Raw genomic sequence first — 19,902 nt, 5'->3', positions numbered from 1 at the left:
TGGTTTTCCTATGATGTAAAAACGGTATCCGTTTACAACCGGATACCGCCTTTTGAAGTCTGTTCTTTATTTTTCTCGGGAATTAAAATTCTGAGTTCAAACCAGTTATTCTTTGCCTGCACGGACATGGTCCCGTGATATTTCTCAATGGTCTGCCGGATACTTTTCAGGCCGTATCCGTGATTTTCTCTGTCTTTCTTTGTCGTTTTCGGAAATTCTCCATGATTCAGACCGATCTCTTTCTCAATATAATTGGCTATATTAATCAAAATAAAATTTTTCTGTTCTCTCAGTGTTACATGGATCATACGCTTTTTCTGATCTTCGAGGGTAATTACACTTTCTATTGCATTATCCAGAGCATTTCCGAAAATCGTGCATATGTCTGCCACATGCATACTATCCAGCAGTTTTCCATCCGCCACACAGGTAATCCGAATCTTATTTTTTCTGGCATGGAAAATCTTTGCCGCCAACATCGTATCAAGTACCGGATTTCCGGTTTCCTCTATCAGACGGTTTTCATCCAGCTCCTGCTCCAGTTTATCCAGCCACTGTTTCCGTTTTTCCTCATCTGCTTCCCCTCTCAGACCGGTTATCTGATGCTTCAGGTCATGATATTTCATATGAATCATTTCCATACTTGACTGGTAATAACGATACTGATCATACTGCTTCCGGTACATACTTTTTACGGCTGCCAGTTCTCTTTCCACAATATATTCGCACACCTTGGTCTGGAAGGCATACAGGGCTGCCAGTCCACAGAGATCTCCCAGTGTTCTCATATAAAAAATCCCTTCCAGCAGCTCCCCCTCCAGGGGAGATCTGGCCACCAAAAAGCTGACATTACTGAACAGGAAAGATAGTAATGCTATGCAGACAACAGATATCGTTTCCTTCCCCGTAATCTGATGGCAGTACTGGTAAAACTGCATTTTCTGTTCCGCACGGAAAATACATCCCAAGACTAATCCATATATCCCGGCCACCAATATCAGACGAACTGCCGGAAAGAGCCCTCCAAATGTATTACCTAAGAGGCTTTCTGCCTGCCATTCCAGAGATGCCGCAAATTCAGCAGCTAAAAAGGCTTTTGCACAATTATATCCTGCAAGAGCCAGAGAGCCGTTACTGCAAATCGCAAGCAGTCCATACATCATTGCCACTGCAAGGCCCATAACCGGCAGCCACATATAAATAGGCACATCCGCTGTCAAGACAAGAAGCCCCTCCTGTATAACCAGAGCCGCCAGACAAAACAGGAGCGTTACACCTTTTCCCCATCTTTTCGGAAACAGGTAAATATACATTCCACAGGCTGCCCATTCCGCAAAAGCCGTATAAAATCGTGGTATGTCTCTGTATACTTCCATTATTGTGCCACCTCGCTCATGTAATTTAAAAGAACTTCCATAAATTTCTTCCTTTTTTTCCTGCTAATCTGAAGACTTTCCTTATGAATCAGACAGCAGCCTTCAAAAATTCCCTCTACATATTTCATATTCACAAGATAACTCTTCGCACTCCTGTAAAATCCATAAGGTGTCAGCTTATCTTCCATTTTTTTCATTACTCCTCTGGAGCTGTAACGACCTTTTTTCGTTACATAAATAAGCTGATGGCCAAAACTTTCTATATAGTACAAGTCTTCTATATTAATCTTCTGTACCCCTGCCTCCACAGAAACTAAAAGATAATGTTCTTCTCTTTTTTTAATCCTTCCGATAGCACGGGACATTTTTTGAGAAAAAGAAAAATACTCCACCGGTTTTACCATATAATCCAGAGCATCTACCTCATATCCTTTTACAGCATAAGAAGTCATGTTTGTAATGAACATGATCACTACACTTTTATCCATTTCCCGTATTTTCTCCGCAGCTGTCATACCGTCAATAAATTGCATCTGTATGTCCAGAAGAATAATATCATAATCTGCAGTATATTTTTCCAGGATTTCATCTCCGTCTGTAAAAACAGAAAGTTTGATTTCCTGAGAAAATTCCCTGCTAAATCGATCAATATATTCTGTAAGCTGCTTTATATAGGATTTTTCATCTTCGACAATCGCAATATGTATCATTTCATTCCCCCAGGTAGTTGTAAATTTCTTATTATTATAAAGCATATCTTTTCAGAAAGATACTGCTTTATTGACCGGAACTACATAAAAGAAACCAGCAGGATTTTTCTTTCTTCCTGCCGGTTTCTGGGATTTTTCCAATAGGAAAATTATTTTTCAGCCAGATAATTCTTCAGACTGATCCCTTCCGGAATCGTGCAGCCGCATTCCTCACAAACACAGTCACCTATGGTCTTGCCGTCACGCTCAAATGCCTCAATACTTCCTTTCGCCCCATTTTATATTTCCATCTTCTCTATAATATTTTTCAGCGCCTCCCTTACCGGCGAATCTTTCGGAAGCTGAATCATGGGTTTTCCCTCACAGTCAAACTGATATACTGTTTCGTCCTGTGGAACCACGCCCAACAAATCCAATTTTTGCTTTCTGATTTCTTCCAGTGTCCCCTCATCCAACGTTCCGTTCGGCGCACGATTTACAATTAATCCTGTCTTTTTCGGTTTCAAATTCAGCTCTTTCATCAGATCTGCAATCCGGCCGGCCGCCTGAACTCCTCTTCGGGAACAGTCACTGACAAGGATTGCGATTTCCATTGTGGGTAAGATTCCTCTGCTGATATGCTCCATCCCCGCTTCATTATCCACTACAATATACGGATAATGATTTTGTAGTTTCTGAATCTGTGTCTGTACAATTCCATTCACAAAGCAGTAGCAGCCCTGCCCCTGAGATCTTCCCATGACCATCAGATCATAATCTGCCTCTTCTGCCAGCGCGTCCGCCATTCTGCTTTCAAGGTAAACCGCCTTAGTAATTCCGGCAGGTATCTGATACTTTGGATCAACGCCCGCACGTTCAATTTCTTCCCGCAGCTCTCCCAGCGTTACTCCCGCTTCAACACCCAGAACCTCATTCAGGTTTGCATTTGCATCTGCATCCACGGCCAACACTGGCCTTTTTCCTGTTTCACACAGGTATTGAATCAATAATCCGCAGAGTGTGGTTTTCCCGACTCCGCCCTTTCCGGCTACTGCAATAATATGTCCCATAATACCTCCTTAAACAATCTGTATTTTTATAGACAATATGTTGATTATTTCTTTTAAAATTATTATAATATACTTAATCTTAAATTCAATAATCAGATTGTCTATATTGTTAGGTTTCTTAACAGATTTCAAGAATTGTACAGGAAAAGAGGTTGAACTTATGAAAAGCAAAAAAAATGCGGCCCATACTGATCGCCGCACACGTTATACACGCCAGACCATTCATGACTCCCTGTTGTCTATTATGAAGAAAAAGGCCTTTACTAAAATTACGGTTACAGAAGTTTGTCGTTTAGCAGAGATCAATCGAGGCACATTTTATCTGCACTATTATGATCTGGAAGATGTATTGGATGATATTATAGTTAATTCCATACAGGGAACCACCCCGATCATGGATCATGTAATGTGTCCTGAACAAAGCAAATGCACATATCCTTTTTGCCAGAAGGTACAGGAAAGTGAGGAATTTCAGATTTTGCTTTTTGATGAAACTGCTTCTGCCAAACTATTGGATAAACTCTGTGAATTTTCCAAAGAAAACTTTATTACAAATTTAATGCAAAACAGCCTCCTTTCCTATGAGCAGGCGGAGGCTGTTCTATATTTTCAGATGAATGGATGTCTCGCCATCAATAAGCGGATACTGCAAAATAACTGCAGAGACTGGAATCAAATCCGGCAAACCATCGATCAGTTTATCAAATCGGGGCTGGAAAGCTACTTTATTCAGGATGGCCGTTAATCAGTTTTTCGGATATAACCGGCAGTCTTTTTATTCTTCACTTCAATAGACAGCATCTCTCCCATCCGTTCCAGAATATGAGACATCATAAAGTATACTGTCTCAAAGTGCATATAATCCAGTATATTTTCATCAAACATAAATTTCATACTGGGAGGGAATTCCTCGTCCCCCTCCCAGAACTGAAAGGTCGCCGGCAAAAACGGAAAGACTCTGAGAACAGCCGCCACATCCCCGCTCATACCGGCGGGCTCGCCCAAAGAGCGGCAAACAGCTTCCAGTTGTCCCAAATGTCCCTGGAAGCTGTCTGCCGTTTTCTGAAACATTCTGCTGCCGTCTGCGGCATGCAGTCCCTTTGCCATTCCTTTTGCGCTGTAAAGGGGAACAAATTTTCCGGACAGATGACAATCCTCTTTTGAATAACATAAAACGTCATAAATAGTCATAGATTCGTTGTAATCCCCTTCTGTTACCGACTGGAATCCGTCTTCTGACCATTCTACAATTCCATTTTTCCGGTTGATTCTGTAATCTCTGCATACAAAGGAAAGATAGAGATACGCTTCATCAAAATCCAGTTTAAACTTTTCAATCATTTTCTCCTGATCGTATTTCACAAACTCTCCCCGCATCCGGTTCCGCATGATTTCATAATTCGATACTGTCATCTTCTGCTCCTTCTTTGGTTTTCCTTCCAATCCACATATCGTCCCATAATCCACATGATCTGTAAAGCACAGTTCCTCCAGGCCCATTCTGACTGCGTCTTTTACAACTTCTTCCATCGGATAAACGGAATCATCACTGTATTCTGTGTGTACATGATAATCTGCAAGCATTCCAGTCCTCCGCCGCTGTTTTACACTTAATAATAATTCTATGGTATTTACTTATCATACCACTCATTGAGGGAAATGGTAACCCCTAAAATGGCCCGTACCCGATGGCTACTCCGATAACAACAAAGACGCCTCCGGCCAATACACTCATTAAAATCCATTTCCATACAAATTTTACCCAGCGATCCAAAGAGATCCCGGCAAATCCGATACTTGCCATCAGGGTTCCTGACAGAGGTGTAATAACATTGGTAATAGCATCTCCGAAATTAAAGGTCTGTACGATCGACTGCTGAGTGACCTGAAGTACATCACCCATCCCGGAGAAAATGGGGATTACAGTTGTAGCCTGTCCGGAAGAAGAACAGATAACAAAATTAATAAGCAGATTGCAGATATACATTCCCAGTGCCGATACATAACTGGAACTGTTGACAAACAGACTGCTTAATGCATGTACGATAGTATGCAGAATGTTGCCGTTTGTTAAAATGATATTTATCCCTGTGGCAAAACCGATAATAACACAGACGCCAATGACAGACTTTGCTCCGCTTATGAAATGTCTGGCCATATCATTTGCCGACATACCGGAAATCAGTCCGCAGGCGGTTGCAGTCAGCATGAAGACAACCGGAATCTGATCAGAAGTACTCCATCCATGGGTTGCGCCGTAAACCACCACTACAAATCCGATTAAAAACGCAGCCAGTGTACAGATCTTACGGGGCGTTAACTCTGCCGTCTTCTTTTCCTCAACCTGGCGGATGACTCCGGAAACACCATAGAGAATGCTTGCTTTGGGATCTGCCTGTACCCTTCTGGTGTACCGAATGAGAAAAACCGAGGTAAATGCCCAGAATACCACCGTGGCTGCCACACGAAGCTGCCATCCGGAAAACTGGGGAAGTTCCACCAGGCCCTGGGCCACTGCTGTGGAAGAAGAACAAAAAGCACCTCCTGCCAGACCGCAGGTCATTCCCAGAAGCGCCAGCGATACTCCAATCATAGCGTCGCCGCCCAGGTTATAGCCCAGAAGAAGGGCCAAAGGCACAAAGGCAATAATCGGCGTATTAATTCCCATAGCGCCCAGGATGGAAAAACACCCGAGAAGAATGGGAATAATCAGATACAGATTGTTCTTATATTTCGCCGCCAGCTTCCCGATGGTAGCATCGAATACCTGGGTCGCATTAATAACTTCCATAGAGGCGGCAATCATAAGAACCATTACGATAATATCCACCTGTTGAGAAAATCCCTGGGGCAGAGCCAGAAGAGCCTCCCACGGACTCACCGGAGTCTGTTCCATGTAAGAAAAGGAATTGGCGTCAATGGCAGTTCTTCCGTTTACTTCGATACTTTCATACATCCCTGCCGGTATCAGATAGGTTGCAGTCATAGCCAGAAAAGCAATGGCCAAAATGATAATTAACTGATGCGGTACTGTAAATTTTCTTGTTTTTTTCTCTTTGCTCATATTCTGTCCCCCATTAAAATGAATACGCTAAATGAAAACCTTCTCTCCGCGGTAGCATAAATTTCCTTCCTCATCCTTTGCAAACTGGGAAAAAAACTGATCATAGGTGATCCAGCTCTCTTCCGGATAATTGGCATGAGCCATGTCGCTGACAATTCCCACAGTTAAAAGGGGTATCCCCTGCCGGTTGGGGTAGCTGTACCAGGTAACCGGCCACGTGGTCCAGGTCTGAACATGATTTTTATCCAGATGACAATGTTCTATTTTTTCCACAATATCCTTCCGCAATTCCGGAATGAGAGAAAAAGGAAATTCCGTATCCGCCTCTTCCGACATACAAAACCGATCCTTCTCTCCGCACAGAAACAGGACAGGAACCACCGCTTCTGTTTTTTCATAGGTTCTGTGAACCTTCCGGGGATGATACATTCCGGACCAGCATCCACAGGCCGCAAACAAATCTCCGGCGCTGTCAGAAAGCACATCCGCCATAATTCCGCCGCTGCTCTGGCCACAGGCATAAATTCTTTTTGGGTCAACCGGAAGCCTGGCAGACACATCTTCTACCATTGACCGGATAAATCCCACATCATTGACCGGCCTGCCTGCATAACTTCCATTCCAGTAAAGCACATTTTTCAGACCGTCCGGCTTTTGCTGATGAATGCCCGCCTGAGGGAATACCACAAGGAACCTCCTGGCTTCTGCCACCTGCGCCATTGCACTGATGTCAAAAAAGCTCTCTGCCGTTCCCCCTCTTCCATGCATCACAACTACCAGGGGCCATTTTTGATCTGTACCGCAGCTTTCCGGCACATACTCATACCAGAGCCGGTTCATCCCCTCAAAGACACGTTCCTGCAGGACAGCTCCGCTGACAACCGGGTCTCTGAAATATCGGAGATTCTTCCCGGCAAACCCTCTGTGTCTCCTTGCCATGCCGATATAAGCCCATGTCTTACTCAGACTTTCAAAGTCTGCTTTCCCTGAGCCCAGGGTAACTCTGACCTGGGAAATCTGTTCCTCATTTACCTGGGTTCTGTTATGCACCGGTGACGGCATCCATATCCAGTCAGCGCCCTGCCCTTTTAACGGTTCTCCAGTCACATGATTCTGTTCCTTCCAGTAAGAGAGTGCCTCCCGGTTGCAGGAATCCTTTGAATCATCCAGCCACATCCACACAGGAACCTGACATTTTGCAGCTTCAATGTGAAGTTCCACCCCATTTTGTTCGGCATTTCCTGCCAGGCACTCCCCGGATTCCCGTAAATTCGCCTCAATTCTTCCGAAACTAAAGAGGCCGCTCCATTCACTGGTCATCTTCTGAACTGCCTGATGGGCTATGGCAGCCCCGTCCCCAATACCGCAGGCAAAGATGTTATCCTGCATCGTCACATAATAATCTCTGGACTGCACAGCAGAATATACGGCATTCATATAATCTGCATCCTGTCCTCCATATTCCCATCCGGAAGGAGCGGATTCCAGTAAAAACAGAAACAGCTTTTCCTCATCTGCCAGCTTCTTCAGTCCGGATTCCTGTGCATATTCTGTTCCCTCCTTTCCGGACGGTATTGCCACAATCAGACATGGACGGCAATACTCCAGATTTTCCGGAATATAGGTCAGAAAACTTCTTCTGTCTCCATTTACCCACACCCATTCCTCAAAATATCCCTGTACCAGCGATCGATTGGGATGGGCAAAATCAACCGAAAAATCTGCCATTTTTTCCGGAAATTTCTGCACTTTCAATTCCCCCATAGACTACCTCCTGTTCACTATGATTATTTTGTCTTCTAAATTCATAATAAACAGTTGTAAGTATAAATACAATTTTATATAATTTAATTAACATTAATTCAATTTATAGGAGATTACCATGGAATCTGAAATGAAATATATCTATACGATTTATCAGAAAGGAAGCTTTGCAAAAGCAGCTCAGTCTCTGTATCTTACCCAGCCTGCTCTTAGTATCGCTGTCCAGAAAGTAGAAGCTCGCATCGGTATGCCGCTCTTTGATCGGGGCCAAAAGCCATTAAAACTTACTTCCGCCGGTGAAATATATATTGAGAAAATTGAAGAACTACTACATATAGAAAAAGAATTGCAGGAAAAAATTCAGGATTTATCAGATCTGAATACCGGTAACATAAAAATAGGAGCCACAAGCTATTTCTTCTCCTATATTCTGCCGCCGGTCTTACTGGAATATCAGAAACAATATCCCAACGTACAACTGGATATTGTTGAAAATGGCGCTTATGAACTCAAGAAAATGCTGCTTGATAAAAAAATCGATCTTACTTTTGTCAGCCGGCCCGCAAAAGAACCAAATTTCAAAAATAAATTTGTGTTTCAGGATGAACTGGTACTGGCCGTACCGGCTTCTTTTCCGGTAAATGAAGCTTTGTCTTCTTTTTCCATGACCAGTGAAGAAGTCCTTCGCTCATCCCCTGCCTCCCATCCGGCAGTGGATTTAAAAGCATTTTCCGATACCCCCTTCGTTTTGTTAAAGTCAACTTACGATCTGCGTCACAGGGCCCGTCTGTTCTTTGAAACAGCAGGTATTTCCCCTGCCGTTCGTATGGAAGCCTCCCAGATGGCCACCTTATATGCCCTGACAGAGGCCGGCATCGGGGCATCCTTTATCAGCAATCGTATTATCAACAAACCTTCTCCCCAGTGCCTGTTCTATCGCATAGAACATCCGGAGGCGATCCGCGAAATGAATATTGTGACGAACCGCCATTGTTACCTGTCCCATCCTGTGGAAAAATTTATAAAACTGTTTGTTGACTACTATCAGAAAAAATAAATACGTCCGGACAGAAGCCCTGAACAATAAAAATGCCGCCGGCCAGCGATTTATCCGCTGTCCGGCGACACTTTTATTTCACTTATGATTCCTGTCAGAATTATCAAATCGTTTATTTAATAACCTGCAGGGATTTTCTGTCTGCAAATACTGCCACGAATACAAGGAATACAATACCTTCGATCAACTGCAGCATCTGTGTGGAAATACCCATCATGGTCAGTCCACTCTGCAGTACGATAAACAGCATGGAACCAACAATGATATTTTCAAATCTTACATTTGCTCCGCCGGAAATCGGCATACCGCCAAGTACCAGGGCAATCAGAATCTGCGTTTCCAGCTGGTTACCGCCGGAAGATGTTACAGATCCTACCTTAACTACATTGATAAATGCTGCAAAACCTGTAATCGCTCCTGCCAGTACATAGATGAGGAATTTCATTCTGTCTGTGCGGATGCCGGCAAATTTTGCTGCCTTCTCTCCTGCTCCGATTGCTTTCAGATAGATACCAAACTTTGTATAACGGAATACGATAAATCCGATTACAAGAACGATAACTGTACAGAGCAGTTTCATCATAGTCGTATCATAGTTAATAAGTGTAGCGGAACCTGCTATCGGTGCATCGGTTGTCAGATATTTAATAACACCGCGGAGCAGGAACATGGTACAGATTGTTACAATAAATGATTTGATCTTACGGTTTACATAGAAGAAACCATTAATCGCTCCAATGGCCGCTCCTGTAACAATTCCTCCCAGGATCGCAACCGGCAGCGGGAATGACTGTGTAAGTACGCACACCACAATGGAGGAAATACCAAGGATAGATCCCTGGGAGAAATCAAGACCTCCCATTGTCATAACGAAGAATACACCCATGGATGCAATCATTGTTACATATACCTGGGAAAGTACCAGGTTCATATTGGAAATCATTCTTCCGCCAGTCAGCACATTAAACAGAATGAAAATTGCCACAAGTCCCACTACAGGAAGCAATCTGCGGAGCATTGCCATCTTGGAAAATTTATTCAGTTCTTTTTCTTTGCTTACTGCATTTGCATTTTCGTTAGCCATGACTCTCCTCCTTAAACCATCATTGAAATCAGGCTGTTTTCATCCATATCTGGATTACGATCCAACTGACCGCTGATCTTGCCGTCTTTCATAATAAGAATCCTGTCGCACATACCGATTAGCTCCATCAGCTCCTCGGAAATCATGATAATGGATTTGCCGTCTTTTCTCATCTGGTCCATCAGCTGATAAATATCCTGTTTTACTTTGATATCGATACCACGGGTTGGGGAATCCAGAACGATAATATCTGAATCACGTCCAATCCAGCGTGCCAGTACGACTTTCTGCTTGTTACCACCGGAAAGCTCTGATACAAACTGGTCTGTATTAACCATCTTTACAGAAATTTCTTTTGCATATTTATCTGAGAATGCACGGAGTTTCTTGTCACTTAAAAGCTTAAGCGGCCCGGATCCGAGTTTACCAAGAGACGGCAGACAGATATTATCTCCGATACTCTGGTTGATTACGATTGATTCGTTATCACGGTCTTTGGACGTATAAGCAATCTCATTTTTAATAGCAGTCGGAATATCATTGATCTGTGTTCCGTCTGCAAGTGTTACGCTTCCTTCTCTGTCAAAGGATGCGCCGAAGATGGCCTTTCCGACTTCGTGCATACCAGACTCTGACAGACCGCCGAATCCCAGAATCTCACCTTTATGAAGGTCAAAGGATACATCATAAATCAGACCCGGAACCGTTACGTTCTTCACGGAAAGAACCACTTCATCGGAAACTTTCTCACCATAGTCTGCACGGTAATATTTACCGGTCATTTCACGGCCTACCATCAGTTTTTTCAGGTCGTCCTCTGTCATATCCTTACTCTTTACCGTATCGATATAAACGCCGTCCCTGAGAACTGTAATCGTATCCGATTTATCGAGAATCTCCGGCAGGTCGTGGGAAATAAAGATAATGGAATTTCCCTCGTTCCGGATACGCTCCATATGTTTGTACAGCTCTTCACGGCCTTCCTGTGAAAGAGCGGTTGTTGTCTCGTCAATAACCACAATCTTTGGCGAGAAGTATGTAGCCTTAACAATTTCCACCAGTTTGCGGTCCTCGAAATTGTATTCATCAATCATATGAGCTGCTTTAATACGTTCAAATCCATATTTCTTCAGAAGCGCATCCGCTTCCTTATTCATTGCGTTTGTATTTTTAATACCGGCTTTTACAAACCGATCCTCATGGCCGAGGAAAATATTTTCCGCTACCGTCAGACCGGAAAGTGTTCCCAGTTCCTGCACAATAATGGAAACTCCCTCATTGTTTGCCTCTATCTGGTTCTTCGGATGAATTTCTTTTCCATCCAGGATGAATATTCCGCTGTCAATGGGGTAAATCCCTGTCAGCATGTTGGTAAGTGTGGATTTACCGGAACCATTTTCACCGATCAGCGCGTGAACTTCACCTTTATTGATATTAAATGAAACATTCTGTACGGCCTTCGTAATACCAAAGGACTTACATACGTTTTTCACCTGTAATCTTACTTCATTACTCATAGTATGTCCCTCCTTCGATTATTTAACGATTTCGCCCTTGTCAACTCTTGTTGTCAGTGTAATGATGATCAGCAGGGCCAGACCTGTGATAACGTCCTGGATCGCTGTAGGCGCTCCAAGTGCGATGAATCCGTAGAAAATAATATTGATAACGAACTCACCAATGATGATAGCCTGAATCGGGATACCATATTTACGGAAAGCCATACCGAAGAAACATCCCATTGTAGGAATAAAGTTTCGTGACATGGATGCCATACCCGTAACAGCCACCATAGATGAACCATAGCTGATGGAGAGGATAGCCTCAACGCCAAAGAAAGCGCCGCTGATCAAAAATGCGATCACTTTGTACTTATTTACGTTAATACCCATATTCTTTGCAACAAATTCATTGGAACCGATTGCATATGTATAGGTACCCACTTTTGTATAGTTCAGGAAAATATATGCGACAATAAAGGAAATCACAGCCAGAATAACGTTTCCCGGCATGGAACCAAATGCACGCATATCAGACGGAAGTGTCTGCTCTACACCGCCTGCGATATAGTTGGCAACGGCCTCGTAAATAAGTGCAAGACCTGTGGTAACGATCATGGAAGGGATTCTCAGTTTTACATAGAATGCACCGTTAAGAAGACCTACTAATGCGCCGCAGACAATACTTCCTACGACAAATCCCACATATCCCAATCCGAAATTCGTTGCCAGAACACAGCCGAGAATGGAGGAAAGGACGATGTTCGCGCCGATAGAGAAGTCGAACATACCCATAACCATTACAAAATAGAAACCTACAGCACCTGTCGCTGCAAGGAGGCTGGCCTGGAAATACTGAAGCATCTGCTTGGGAGAACCGAAGTTACCAGGAGTTGCAATTTTAAAGATTACCCAGGATGCAACAAGCAAAACGATCAGGATCAGATAACCTTTTGCTTTTCCTGACAACTTTTTCTTTTCAGTTGTTTTCATAGAAGAACTCATATTGTATACCTCATTCTTTAAAAGTTGTATGGTTTACTACTTTCATAAATGGGACCGGTATCACCGATACCGGTCTCCCATTATTCTACAATTCAGTTCAAACCCGTTCTGTAATCTGACCGGAATTATTCAGCTGCATCGGCTGCATCCTCTGCTTCGGCTGCATCACCTGAATCAGCTGCATCACCTGAATCAGCTGCATCACCTGTACCGCCGCCTGCTCGTGCGACTGCATCCTCAATAGACAGTGACTGAGCTTTAGCAATCATATCATCCAGGCTCATTTCGGAGATTTCAACAATCTCTTCACTTGTGTATGGAAGCTGATCTACGAAGTATTTTTCATATGCTGCGTAATCTTCCGGAGATGATACGTACAGATATGGGAATTCAACATCTACGAAGTTTCCGCCAATATCTGTGTAGTTGCCTTTGATTGCATTGTAAACCATCATGAATGCATATAACGGGTCACAGTAATGTCCGCCGGACTCACCGGCCATGGAGCCGTTCTCAAGACGCTCGCCAAGGTCCGGAAGGAAGTCTGTAGATACAATATCAATATCGTCCACTTTGCCTGCACGTTCAACTGCTGCGATTGCTCCCTGAAGCGGGTCACCGCCGCCGCCTGCTGGAATCAGAGCATCGATGGTATCGTCTGCTGACATAAGAGCTTCTGCAGCTTTGGAACCGCCGTCAGAAGAAGTTCCTGCGTACTGTGGTTCGGAAAGTTTTGCCTGGTCGTCCGGGTTCGCTTCGTTCCACTCTTCAATACCTTCCTGGTATCCCTGCCATCTTCCAAGCCATGTAGCATCGCCCTGCTCCCAGCCGATCAGACCGATGTTGCGGTTGCCCTTGTCCAGAAGCATCTGAACAAGCTGTTTTCCGTTCTCAACTTCGTTCTCATGAACGGCGCCGATGTAGTATTCAGAATCCTGAGCCACCTTGTAAATGTCCGGATTGGCTTCTTCATCGATAATACGGAAGAACTGTGACAGATATACTTTGTTGTCGTTACATGTCTTAATAGCAGATGTCATTTCTGTATCTGCTGAATTACAGATGATAATTCCCTGGCATCCTGCTGCACACAGCTGCTCAACAGAAGCAGTAACCTTTTCAGAAACGTGTGCCTGGTCAACATACTGAACTTCAACTCCAAGAGCTTCTGCTGCTGCATCCAGGATCAGTTTACACTGTGATCCAAGTACGTCAGTAGAACTCCAGATAGAAACACCGATTTTGATGTCTTCATTGGCTATTTCGCCGGAAGCTGATCCTCCGCCATTTGATGAGCCGCCGCATCCGGCAAGCAGTCCTGCAACCATTGTCGCACATAATGCTGTGCTGACGATTTTTTTGAGTAATTTGTTTTTCATAATTACCTCCCTCTGTACAATATGTATGGTTACTAAACTTGAGCCTTAATTTTTTATATATCTCCCAATATTCTCCAGAAAAATTAGTAATTATGCCTATAAACAACCGGAATTTTCAAAAAAATTTAAGCTCTTTTGCTATTTCATTTTATACCCTGACTACCCATTTGTCAATAAAAGAAATTCATATTTTGTTCGCAGTTTGTTCATATTTTAACTTTAATTTCTCGGCATCATGTTCCAGGACGTCCGGCCGGGCATTTCCCAAACATATTTTTGTAGAAATGATGAGGTTATTTTCCGTTATACAGATATTCCAGCAGCTCTTTTCTTCCCATCTTCCCTATTCCAAGATAATCCAGATTATATCTTGATGTTTCAAAGTAATTCGTCTCATGCATAGCTCCGCCAAGGACAATCATGGAATCGATGATTGGGGTAGGAACGCCGAATTTCACACCCAGGTCATGGTATATCTTGCATCCAACCGGAATATCTTCCGTGATATATCTGTGATTAATGCTGTCGGGGCCGACATTTCCTTCATCGCAGGGCTGATCCAACGGAAATACAACATTGTCTTTTCCGTCCTCATCTGTTCCCATGTACTCCTGTGTCAGGACGCTCCGCCTGGAGAAAAAGGATTCGTAACGATATGCCGGAACCTGAATGCCAATTGCTCTGGCAATCGCTCTTTCCTCTTCGTAGAACTGATATTGGATGCGGCAGATGGAGGGACAGAGTCCATGTGAATACAGTGAATACGTACCCGGCTCTTTCCCAAATATACAGGACCAGTTTTCCATAGAGGATACTCCAAGAACAGATGCCGGGACATGAATGACCGGATTGATATTGGAGAATCCTATATCTAAAATGGTATCTCCTTCTGCTGGTCCCAGCCCTTGTGTGACCGCATCCATACATGGCAGATATTTTGTGGACTCCATAAAGGATTCCATATCGCTCATAGGCTGGCTTGCTCCCCTCAATGTGATTGCCCGGTATTTTACCCCCACATGCGGCATCCGGAATCCACCGACAGATTCTATCCTTGTTCCATAAGGTGCAGACGCCCATCCTCCTATCACTACATCTTTATGGCATCCCATTTCTTTCATATATTTTCTGAGCAGAAGGCTTGCGTAATTATCGGTAAAGATATGGATTACCTGCCCGTCTTCCAACAGAGGGACCAGAGTCCGAAGATAATATTCATGGGCATGTGCCGGAATCGCGATTACAATCAGGCCCGCACCCTTTACCGCTTCTGCCATGTCCGTACTGACCATATCCAGAAATGCTCTGCCGGAGCGTTCAAAACCGTAGAGGTTTCTCTGTATCCCGTCCAAAAGGATCCCTGTTCTTTCAAGTCCGTCTATGGACGATCGGCTCCTGGAATACAGACGTACTTCCCGGCCCGCCAGCTTACAGTCTGCGGCAACTGTTTTTCCAACCGCACCACCACCCAGAACTACGATTGGCATTTGCTCTAAGTATGACATATCCCTTTTCATTAAAACACCCCTTTCTAAAACGCAAAGGCGCCCTGTTATATTCCAGGACGCCTTTGTCATTATTTATAATGTAACATAGTCTGACCGCTTTTGTCAAAACTGAAAAAACGATCTTCAAACTACATATCTTGTAAATCTCTTTTTGCAGCTATATATATTGACATTAAAATTAAAACAATACCAGAGGCTTCCATAATCCACTGCAGCGGTATCCTATCCGCCATCAGTCCGAAAACAGTCATACCTGCGGGATAGCAGACTGCATACATAGAACCTATGAATCCAAATACCCTCCCCTGCACAGCACTTTCTGTATGAACCTGAAGGGAAGTGTTAATAGTGGTCTGCACAGTTGTCAATGCGACACCATATATAACCATAAAGGCAAGGTACAAAACAAACTGCTTTACTGCACCCATCCCGATTGCCATCCCGCCAAATACCGCTAATCCAATAAACATTGTTGTTCTGCGTTTCTTAAACCCGCCGCTTACGCTCATCAGAAGCCCGCCTGCCATCATTCCCCCGAATCCACACAGTTCCACTGCCGTCAGATACCAATAAGTCTCTCCGTAAACTCTGCTGACAAACAGACCGGAAAGATAACCGGCAGGAACACAGAAAAAAGTAAACAGGCCATAAACCATAAGTAATCCGCCAATCAACGGTTTCCCGAAAGCATACTGAATGCCTGTTTTTATATCAGAAAATACTGTAGAAGCAGATGCTTTTTGTTTTTCCGATTTGGGCATTCGTATATGGGAAAACAATCCAATTCCAATGATTGCTGTGAAAATATCAATCATCAATGTAGAACGCAGGGTTCCCATTGTAAGAACTACACCTGCCACAGCAGGTGCAAAAAACTGGACTGCTGCCTGCATGGAAGAGTTCATTCCGTTATACCGCATAAGATGTTCTTTGGGAACAATCTGCGCAATAGCAGCATTCACTGCAGGAGACTGAATGCCTGCGCCCAGTGAACGAAGAACTGACATTGCCAACAGCATTCCAAGCAAAATCCCGCTCTGAGAAATATACGGCAGAATAAGAAACATTCCGAATGTGACAATTGCTATTGACGCATCTGCATAGAGAATCATCCGTTTCCGATTATATCGGTCTGCCCAGACACCGCCTGCAAACGAAATCAAAAATTGCGGCAGATAAGAGCAAATCGAAAACGCTGCTACCCAGATTCCTCTTGCTGTAGACAGCGTTACATACCATACGATTGCCATCTGGACAATCTGTGAACCGAACAGGGTAATGCTTTGGCTGACAAAGAAAAGAATAATTTTCTTCTCCCAGTTATTCTGTGCCTTCAACATGATACTTTTCCTCCTTCCCCTCTCTTTATCGACCGCGTGTGTCCTTGTAAAGAGAGGGTATCTTTTGGAGAAAACACAAAACGCTGTGTTGGATAGCCATACTCTGTCAGTAATTCTCTTTCTGCAAATCCAAGCCGGAGATATTCTTCCCGGTATCCCGTATCCGCTTTATCTCCTTTTCGGTATGTAGTCAGGCTGATTTCCCTGCCGAAAAGCAGCTCATCTAGTTTTTCAAGAAAAATTTTTTCAGTATTTAAGCCACGATATTGCGGATGTATCGCCCAATAATCGATGTTTCCCGTTTGAGCCGAAAATCCCATGATACCGATTGCCATACCTTCATCCCGCAGGATGAATGCCTGCCTGTCAGAAACATATTGATGAAGCTTTTCCATATATTCTGTTTCATTCAGATAAGGGTATCCGTCAACTGTCAAATGAACTAATTCCATCCAATCATTTACATCTGATAATGTCGCAAACTGTATATCATTTTTGGTAAAGTCCATCTTTATTGGTTCTTCCTTCAAATAAATCGGAAGCTGTAAGGGATAAAATATTTCCGATACCCTGTATTCGGAAGGCGTCATCTTATACATCGCCTTAAAAGCGCTTGTAAATGCCTGCTGGCTTTCATATCCACTGATAAGAGCAATCTCAAGAATCGGCTTTTGGGAAAATACCAACAGCTTTGCTGCTTCTGTCAGCTGCCGCCTCTGAACATAATCATGGATTGTCAGACCGACTGTTTGTACAAACAGCCTGTGCAAATAATACTTCGAGTAGTGCAAAGACGCCGCAACCGCTTTTAAATCCAATTTGTTATCTAAATTTGCTTCTATATAACTGATAGCTTTTGAAATAATATGTACCTTTTGACCTTGCACTATGTTGCCCCCTTTCCAGAGAGATATTGTATCACAAAGAGTATTTTTCTTTTTCATTATTCTTGCTGTTTTCAGCACATATTTCCTAAATGCAACGGTTATTCACATCCCGCCTGAAAGTAAGTACAAAAATAGCCCGGGTATTTTCGGACATAAAAGAAAGCATCTGCCATTATGACAAATGCTTTCCGTAATCATTATTTTAAGCTGCCTTCCCCTCCCATAAGGGCGGTCAGTTCCTCAATGCGCTCCACCGGAAACGGCGGTTCGCATAAGGGCTTCATGGCGATTGCCATGAGCTTCATCGGATTATCGTCCGCTGCCACCCGGTTGGATGACAGTTTACCGCAGATACGGCATCTATGGATGATAGCCCATTCTCCATTTTTTCTTACCCATACTGCCACAGGCTCCATCACACCGCCGCAGTCTGATTCTCTGTCTCCGGGTTCATTGTCCAGATGCTGACTGCTCAGGCAGTTTGGGCAGTGGTTCCTGTGGTCTGATCCTGCCCCTCCTGGAACGACCAGACGTCCGCATACCTTACAGGTAAAGGATTCGGTACAGGCATGATTCTTGTAATAATGTTTTTCATATTTTTTCCGTTTATTCTCACGGTTCATTGATTTATCCTCCTGAAAGTATTTGTTCTGTCCAAATCCTCCGGGAGGTTTGCCGGGTTATTGCACGCAAGCCTCCCGGCCTGATACAATAGCACATCCGTTATTATTCAAACAACATACCCCTTCCTATGAATTATTTGTGCGCACAAGTTAAGTATAACAGAGAAACATATTTTAAACAATCCCCCGTTGAGACATCAGAATTTGCCTCATAAAATTTTTATTTCCATTGACATATTTCAGGCGCAAATGCTCATATGCGGTAAAGTAACATACAAAAATTTGATAGACGCCCCCACTATTCCGTATTTTTTCTTGCTCTGGATATCCGTTAGAAGAGAGGCAGTTCCTCTGGCAAAATTCCCAGCGGTTGCCAAATGTGTTACTTTCATCTTATTCTGTGTCAGCGTGCCGGTTTTATCACAGCAGATAACCGTCGCACTCCCCAGTGTTTCTACTGCGGGCAGCTTTCGGATAATCGCATTCTGCTTCGCCATTCGCTGTACACCAAGCGCCATTACGATAGTTGCCGTCGCAGGAAGTCCCTCTGGAATAATAGAACGACCGATGAGGTATATGCCATATTGACTCGGTTTCCCAGGGGAGTGTCTTCGGCCAGAACAACCTCGCTGTCTTTTTCCATAAGTACAGACTCTCCGGTCAGCGATGCTTCCTGAAGAGCCAGACGATTCTCTTTCATCAATCGAAGATCTGCCGGAACGATAGAGCCATCCTCCAATAGCACTATGTCACCCGGCACAAGCTCACTTGCCTGGTTCCAATGCCAGAAAGAAAGAGGGAATCCCTATCATCTGCGCTGACACCAGGGAAATCTGCGTTGGCTTCAATGGATAAAGAGAAACGGAGATCAGGCTGATTACTGATAACAAAAACGAAAAAATATTTTTTACCAGGAACAGGGCCGCTGAACGTTCAATATTGTTGATAACACGCCGTCCCTCTTCCACGATCTTTGGCATACCTGCAAAATCCGAATCCAAAAGAACCAGGTCTGACACGTTTGCTGCGGCTTCGCTGCCGGAGGCCATGGCAATACTGCAGTCTGCATCTTTCAGGGCCAGCACATCATTTACGCCATCCCCGGTCATGGCAACTGTATGCCCGGATTTTTTAATCGCGCCAAGAATCTTCCTCTTTTGTTCTGGCGTTACCCGCCCAAACACGGTATATTTTAATGCGGCCTTTGCAAGCTCTTCTTCACTGCCTAAAGCAGAAACATCAATATATTCCTCCGCTCCCGGAATACCGGCAGCCTTCGCCGCAATTGCCGCCGTCATTGGATTGTCTCCAGATATTACCTTAATAGCTACACCCTGTTCCGTAAAATAACGAAACGTTTCTTTTGCCTGCGGACGAACCTGATTACTCAATGTAACCAATGCCAATGGCTTTACCGAATCTCCTAAAGAAGCATGTTCCACAAGAGTGTCCGCAAGAGCCGGAGGAATCTTTTTCAAAATAAATTCCGGTGCCCCTAAAATGTATATCTCCCCGGCTCCAAAATCAGCCGCACTGTATTTTTCCGCCGAGGAAAAG

16 protein-coding genes and 2 pseudogenes are annotated in these 19,902 nt (G+C 43.8%); 2 read left to right on the top strand and 16 right to left on the bottom strand.

Going from position 1 to position 19,902, the window contains the following annotated elements:
* Positions 1-32 precede the first annotated feature (32 nt).
* The 3 genes from B5F53_RS00235 to B5F53_RS00225 all read right to left on the bottom strand — a co-directional run bounded on the left by B5F53_RS00235 (position 33) and on the right by B5F53_RS00225 (position 3,135).
* Positions 33-1,376, bottom strand: a complete 1,344-nt coding sequence (locus tag B5F53_RS00235; RefSeq protein WP_087218011.1) for an ATP-binding protein — start codon at positions 1,374-1,376, stop codon at positions 33-35.
* Positions 1,376-2,086, bottom strand: coding sequence for a LytR/AlgR family response regulator transcription factor (locus B5F53_RS00230; protein ID WP_087218008.1), 711 nt, complete (start codon positions 2,084-2,086; stop codon positions 1,376-1,378). Before B5F53_RS00230 ends, B5F53_RS00235 begins: the two co-directional genes overlap by 1 nt.
* Positions 2,087-2,364: 278 nt before the next feature.
* Positions 2,365-3,135, bottom strand: coding sequence for an ATP-binding protein (locus B5F53_RS00225; protein ID WP_087218005.1), 771 nt, complete (start codon positions 3,133-3,135; stop codon positions 2,365-2,367).
* A 160-nt stretch (positions 3,136-3,295) separates the two neighbouring features.
* Between B5F53_RS00225 and B5F53_RS00220 the strand changes: the two genes are divergently transcribed.
* A complete protein-coding gene (locus B5F53_RS00220) occupies positions 3,296-3,880 on the top strand; it encodes a TetR/AcrR family transcriptional regulator (protein WP_087218002.1) in 585 nt (194 codons plus the stop codon).
* Here the strand turns inward: B5F53_RS00220 and B5F53_RS19770 are convergent.
* From B5F53_RS19770 to B5F53_RS00205, 3 genes are all read right to left on the bottom strand, one after another.
* Positions 3,877-4,719, bottom strand: a complete 843-nt coding sequence (locus B5F53_RS19770; protein ID WP_162610500.1) for a DUF3786 domain-containing protein — start codon at positions 4,717-4,719, stop codon at positions 3,877-3,879. The two genes, B5F53_RS00220 and B5F53_RS19770, sit on opposite strands and share 4 nt — an antisense overlap.
* An 85-nt stretch (positions 4,720-4,804) precedes the next feature.
* Positions 4,805-6,199, bottom strand: coding sequence for a YfcC family protein (locus B5F53_RS00210; protein ID WP_087217999.1), 1,395 nt, complete (start codon positions 6,197-6,199; stop codon positions 4,805-4,807).
* A gap of 27 nt (positions 6,200-6,226) precedes the next feature.
* Complete coding sequence (locus B5F53_RS00205; RefSeq protein WP_087217996.1) at positions 6,227-7,963, bottom strand: PHB depolymerase family esterase; 1,737 nt, start codon at positions 7,961-7,963, stop codon at positions 6,227-6,229.
* A 118-nt stretch (positions 7,964-8,081) separates the two neighbouring features.
* Between B5F53_RS00205 and B5F53_RS00200 the strand changes: the two genes are divergently transcribed.
* The gene (locus B5F53_RS00200; RefSeq protein WP_087217993.1) at positions 8,082-9,020 is read left to right on the top strand and encodes a LysR family transcriptional regulator; all 939 of its coding nucleotides are present in this window, start codon (positions 8,082-8,084) and stop codon (positions 9,018-9,020) included.
* A gap of 112 nt (positions 9,021-9,132) precedes the next feature.
* Here B5F53_RS00200 and B5F53_RS00195 read toward each other — a convergent pair whose 3' ends face one another.
* From B5F53_RS00195 to B5F53_RS00150, 10 genes and pseudogenes are all read right to left on the bottom strand, one after another.
* Positions 9,133-10,104 carry an ABC transporter permease gene (locus B5F53_RS00195; RefSeq protein WP_087217990.1) on the bottom strand — a complete coding sequence of 324 codons (972 nt, stop codon included), beginning with the start codon at positions 10,102-10,104 and terminating at the stop codon, positions 9,133-9,135.
* Between the two features lie 11 nt (positions 10,105-10,115).
* Complete coding sequence (locus B5F53_RS00190; protein WP_087217987.1) at positions 10,116-11,621, bottom strand: sugar ABC transporter ATP-binding protein; 1,506 nt, start codon at positions 11,619-11,621, stop codon at positions 10,116-10,118.
* Positions 11,622-11,639: 18 nt separating this feature from the next.
* A complete protein-coding gene (locus B5F53_RS00185; protein ID WP_087219009.1) occupies positions 11,640-12,596 on the bottom strand; it encodes an ABC transporter permease in 957 nt (318 codons plus the stop codon).
* A 137-nt stretch (positions 12,597-12,733) separates the two neighbouring features.
* Positions 12,734-13,987 carry a sugar ABC transporter substrate-binding protein gene (locus B5F53_RS00180; protein ID WP_242970194.1) on the bottom strand — a complete coding sequence of 418 codons (1,254 nt, stop codon included), beginning with the start codon at positions 13,985-13,987 and terminating at the stop codon, positions 12,734-12,736.
* A 293-nt stretch (positions 13,988-14,280) separates the two neighbouring features.
* Positions 14,281-15,504 (bottom strand): NAD/NADP-dependent octopine/nopaline dehydrogenase family protein, encoded by a 1,224-nt coding sequence (locus B5F53_RS00175; RefSeq protein ID WP_087217984.1) that lies wholly within the window; start codon positions 15,502-15,504, stop codon positions 14,281-14,283.
* Positions 15,505-15,623: 119 nt separating this feature from the next.
* Entirely contained in the window at positions 15,624-16,835 is a 1,212-nt protein-coding gene (locus B5F53_RS00170) for an MFS transporter (protein ID WP_087217981.1), read from the bottom strand.
* Entirely contained in the window at positions 16,829-17,722 is an 894-nt protein-coding gene (locus B5F53_RS00165) for a helix-turn-helix domain-containing protein (RefSeq protein WP_087217978.1), read from the bottom strand. Before B5F53_RS00165 ends, B5F53_RS00170 begins: the two co-directional genes overlap by 7 nt.
* Before the next feature lie 197 nt (positions 17,723-17,919).
* The gene (locus tag B5F53_RS00160) at positions 17,920-18,345 is read right to left on the bottom strand and encodes an RNHCP domain-containing protein (RefSeq protein WP_087217975.1); all 426 of its coding nucleotides are present in this window, start codon (positions 18,343-18,345) and stop codon (positions 17,920-17,922) included.
* A gap of 344 nt (positions 18,346-18,689) precedes the next feature.
* Positions 18,690-19,117: pseudogene (locus B5F53_RS20905) on the bottom strand (HAD-IC family P-type ATPase); the annotation flags it as partial.
* Positions 19,110-19,871: pseudogene (locus B5F53_RS00150) on the bottom strand (HAD-IC family P-type ATPase); the annotation flags it as partial. The pseudogenes B5F53_RS00150 and B5F53_RS20905, both read right to left, overlap by 8 nt.
* Positions 19,872-19,902 lie beyond the last annotated feature (31 nt).

The sequence above is a fragment of the Blautia sp. An249 genome (genome assembly GCF_002159835.1).
GTDB classification, from domain to species: domain Bacteria; phylum Bacillota; class Clostridia; order Lachnospirales; family Lachnospiraceae; genus Blautia_A; species Blautia_A avistercoris.
Note: the sequence above shows the minus strand (reverse complement) of the source record. Positions and strands in the feature narration are given on the sequence as shown.

Bases quoted from the DNA above. Each gene is read 5' to 3' on its own strand.
- B5F53_RS00205 (WP_087217996.1), bottom strand. From the start codon at position 7,963: ATGGGGGAATTGAAAGTGCAGAAATTTCCGGAAAAAATGGCAGATTTT.
- B5F53_RS00200 (WP_087217993.1), top strand. From the start codon at position 8,082: ATGGAATCTGAAATGAAATATATCTATACGATTTATCAGAAAGGAAGC.
- B5F53_RS00175 (WP_087217984.1), bottom strand. From the start codon at position 15,504: ATGAAAAGGGATATGTCATACTTAGAGCAAATGCCAATCGTAGTTCTG.
- B5F53_RS19770 (WP_162610500.1), bottom strand. From the start codon at position 4,719: ATGCTTGCAGATTATCATGTACACACAGAATACAGTGATGATTCCGTT.
- B5F53_RS00230 (WP_087218008.1), bottom strand. From the start codon at position 2,086: ATGATACATATTGCGATTGTCGAAGATGAAAAATCCTATATAAAGCAG.
- B5F53_RS00235 (WP_087218011.1), bottom strand. From the start codon at position 1,376: ATGGAAGTATACAGAGACATACCACGATTTTATACGGCTTTTGCGGAA.
- B5F53_RS00195 (WP_087217990.1), bottom strand. From the start codon at position 10,104: ATGGCTAACGAAAATGCAAATGCAGTAAGCAAAGAAAAAGAACTGAAT.
- B5F53_RS00220 (WP_087218002.1), top strand. From the start codon at position 3,296: ATGAAAAGCAAAAAAAATGCGGCCCATACTGATCGCCGCACACGTTAT.
- B5F53_RS00185 (WP_087219009.1), bottom strand. From the start codon at position 12,596: ATGAAAACAACTGAAAAGAAAAAGTTGTCAGGAAAAGCAAAAGGTTAT.
- B5F53_RS00180 (WP_242970194.1), bottom strand. From the start codon at position 13,987: ATGAAAAACAAATTACTCAAAAAAATCGTCAGCACAGCATTATGTGCG.
- B5F53_RS00210 (WP_087217999.1), bottom strand. From the start codon at position 6,199: ATGAGCAAAGAGAAAAAAACAAGAAAATTTACAGTACCGCATCAGTTA.
- B5F53_RS00225 (WP_087218005.1), bottom strand. From the start codon at position 3,135: ATGGGACATATTATTGCAGTAGCCGGAAAGGGCGGAGTCGGGAAAACC.
- B5F53_RS00160 (WP_087217975.1), bottom strand. From the start codon at position 18,345: ATGAACCGTGAGAATAAACGGAAAAAATATGAAAAACATTATTACAAG.
- B5F53_RS00170 (WP_087217981.1), bottom strand. From the start codon at position 16,835: ATGTTGAAGGCACAGAATAACTGGGAGAAGAAAATTATTCTTTTCTTT.
- B5F53_RS00190 (WP_087217987.1), bottom strand. From the start codon at position 11,621: ATGAGTAATGAAGTAAGATTACAGGTGAAAAACGTATGTAAGTCCTTT.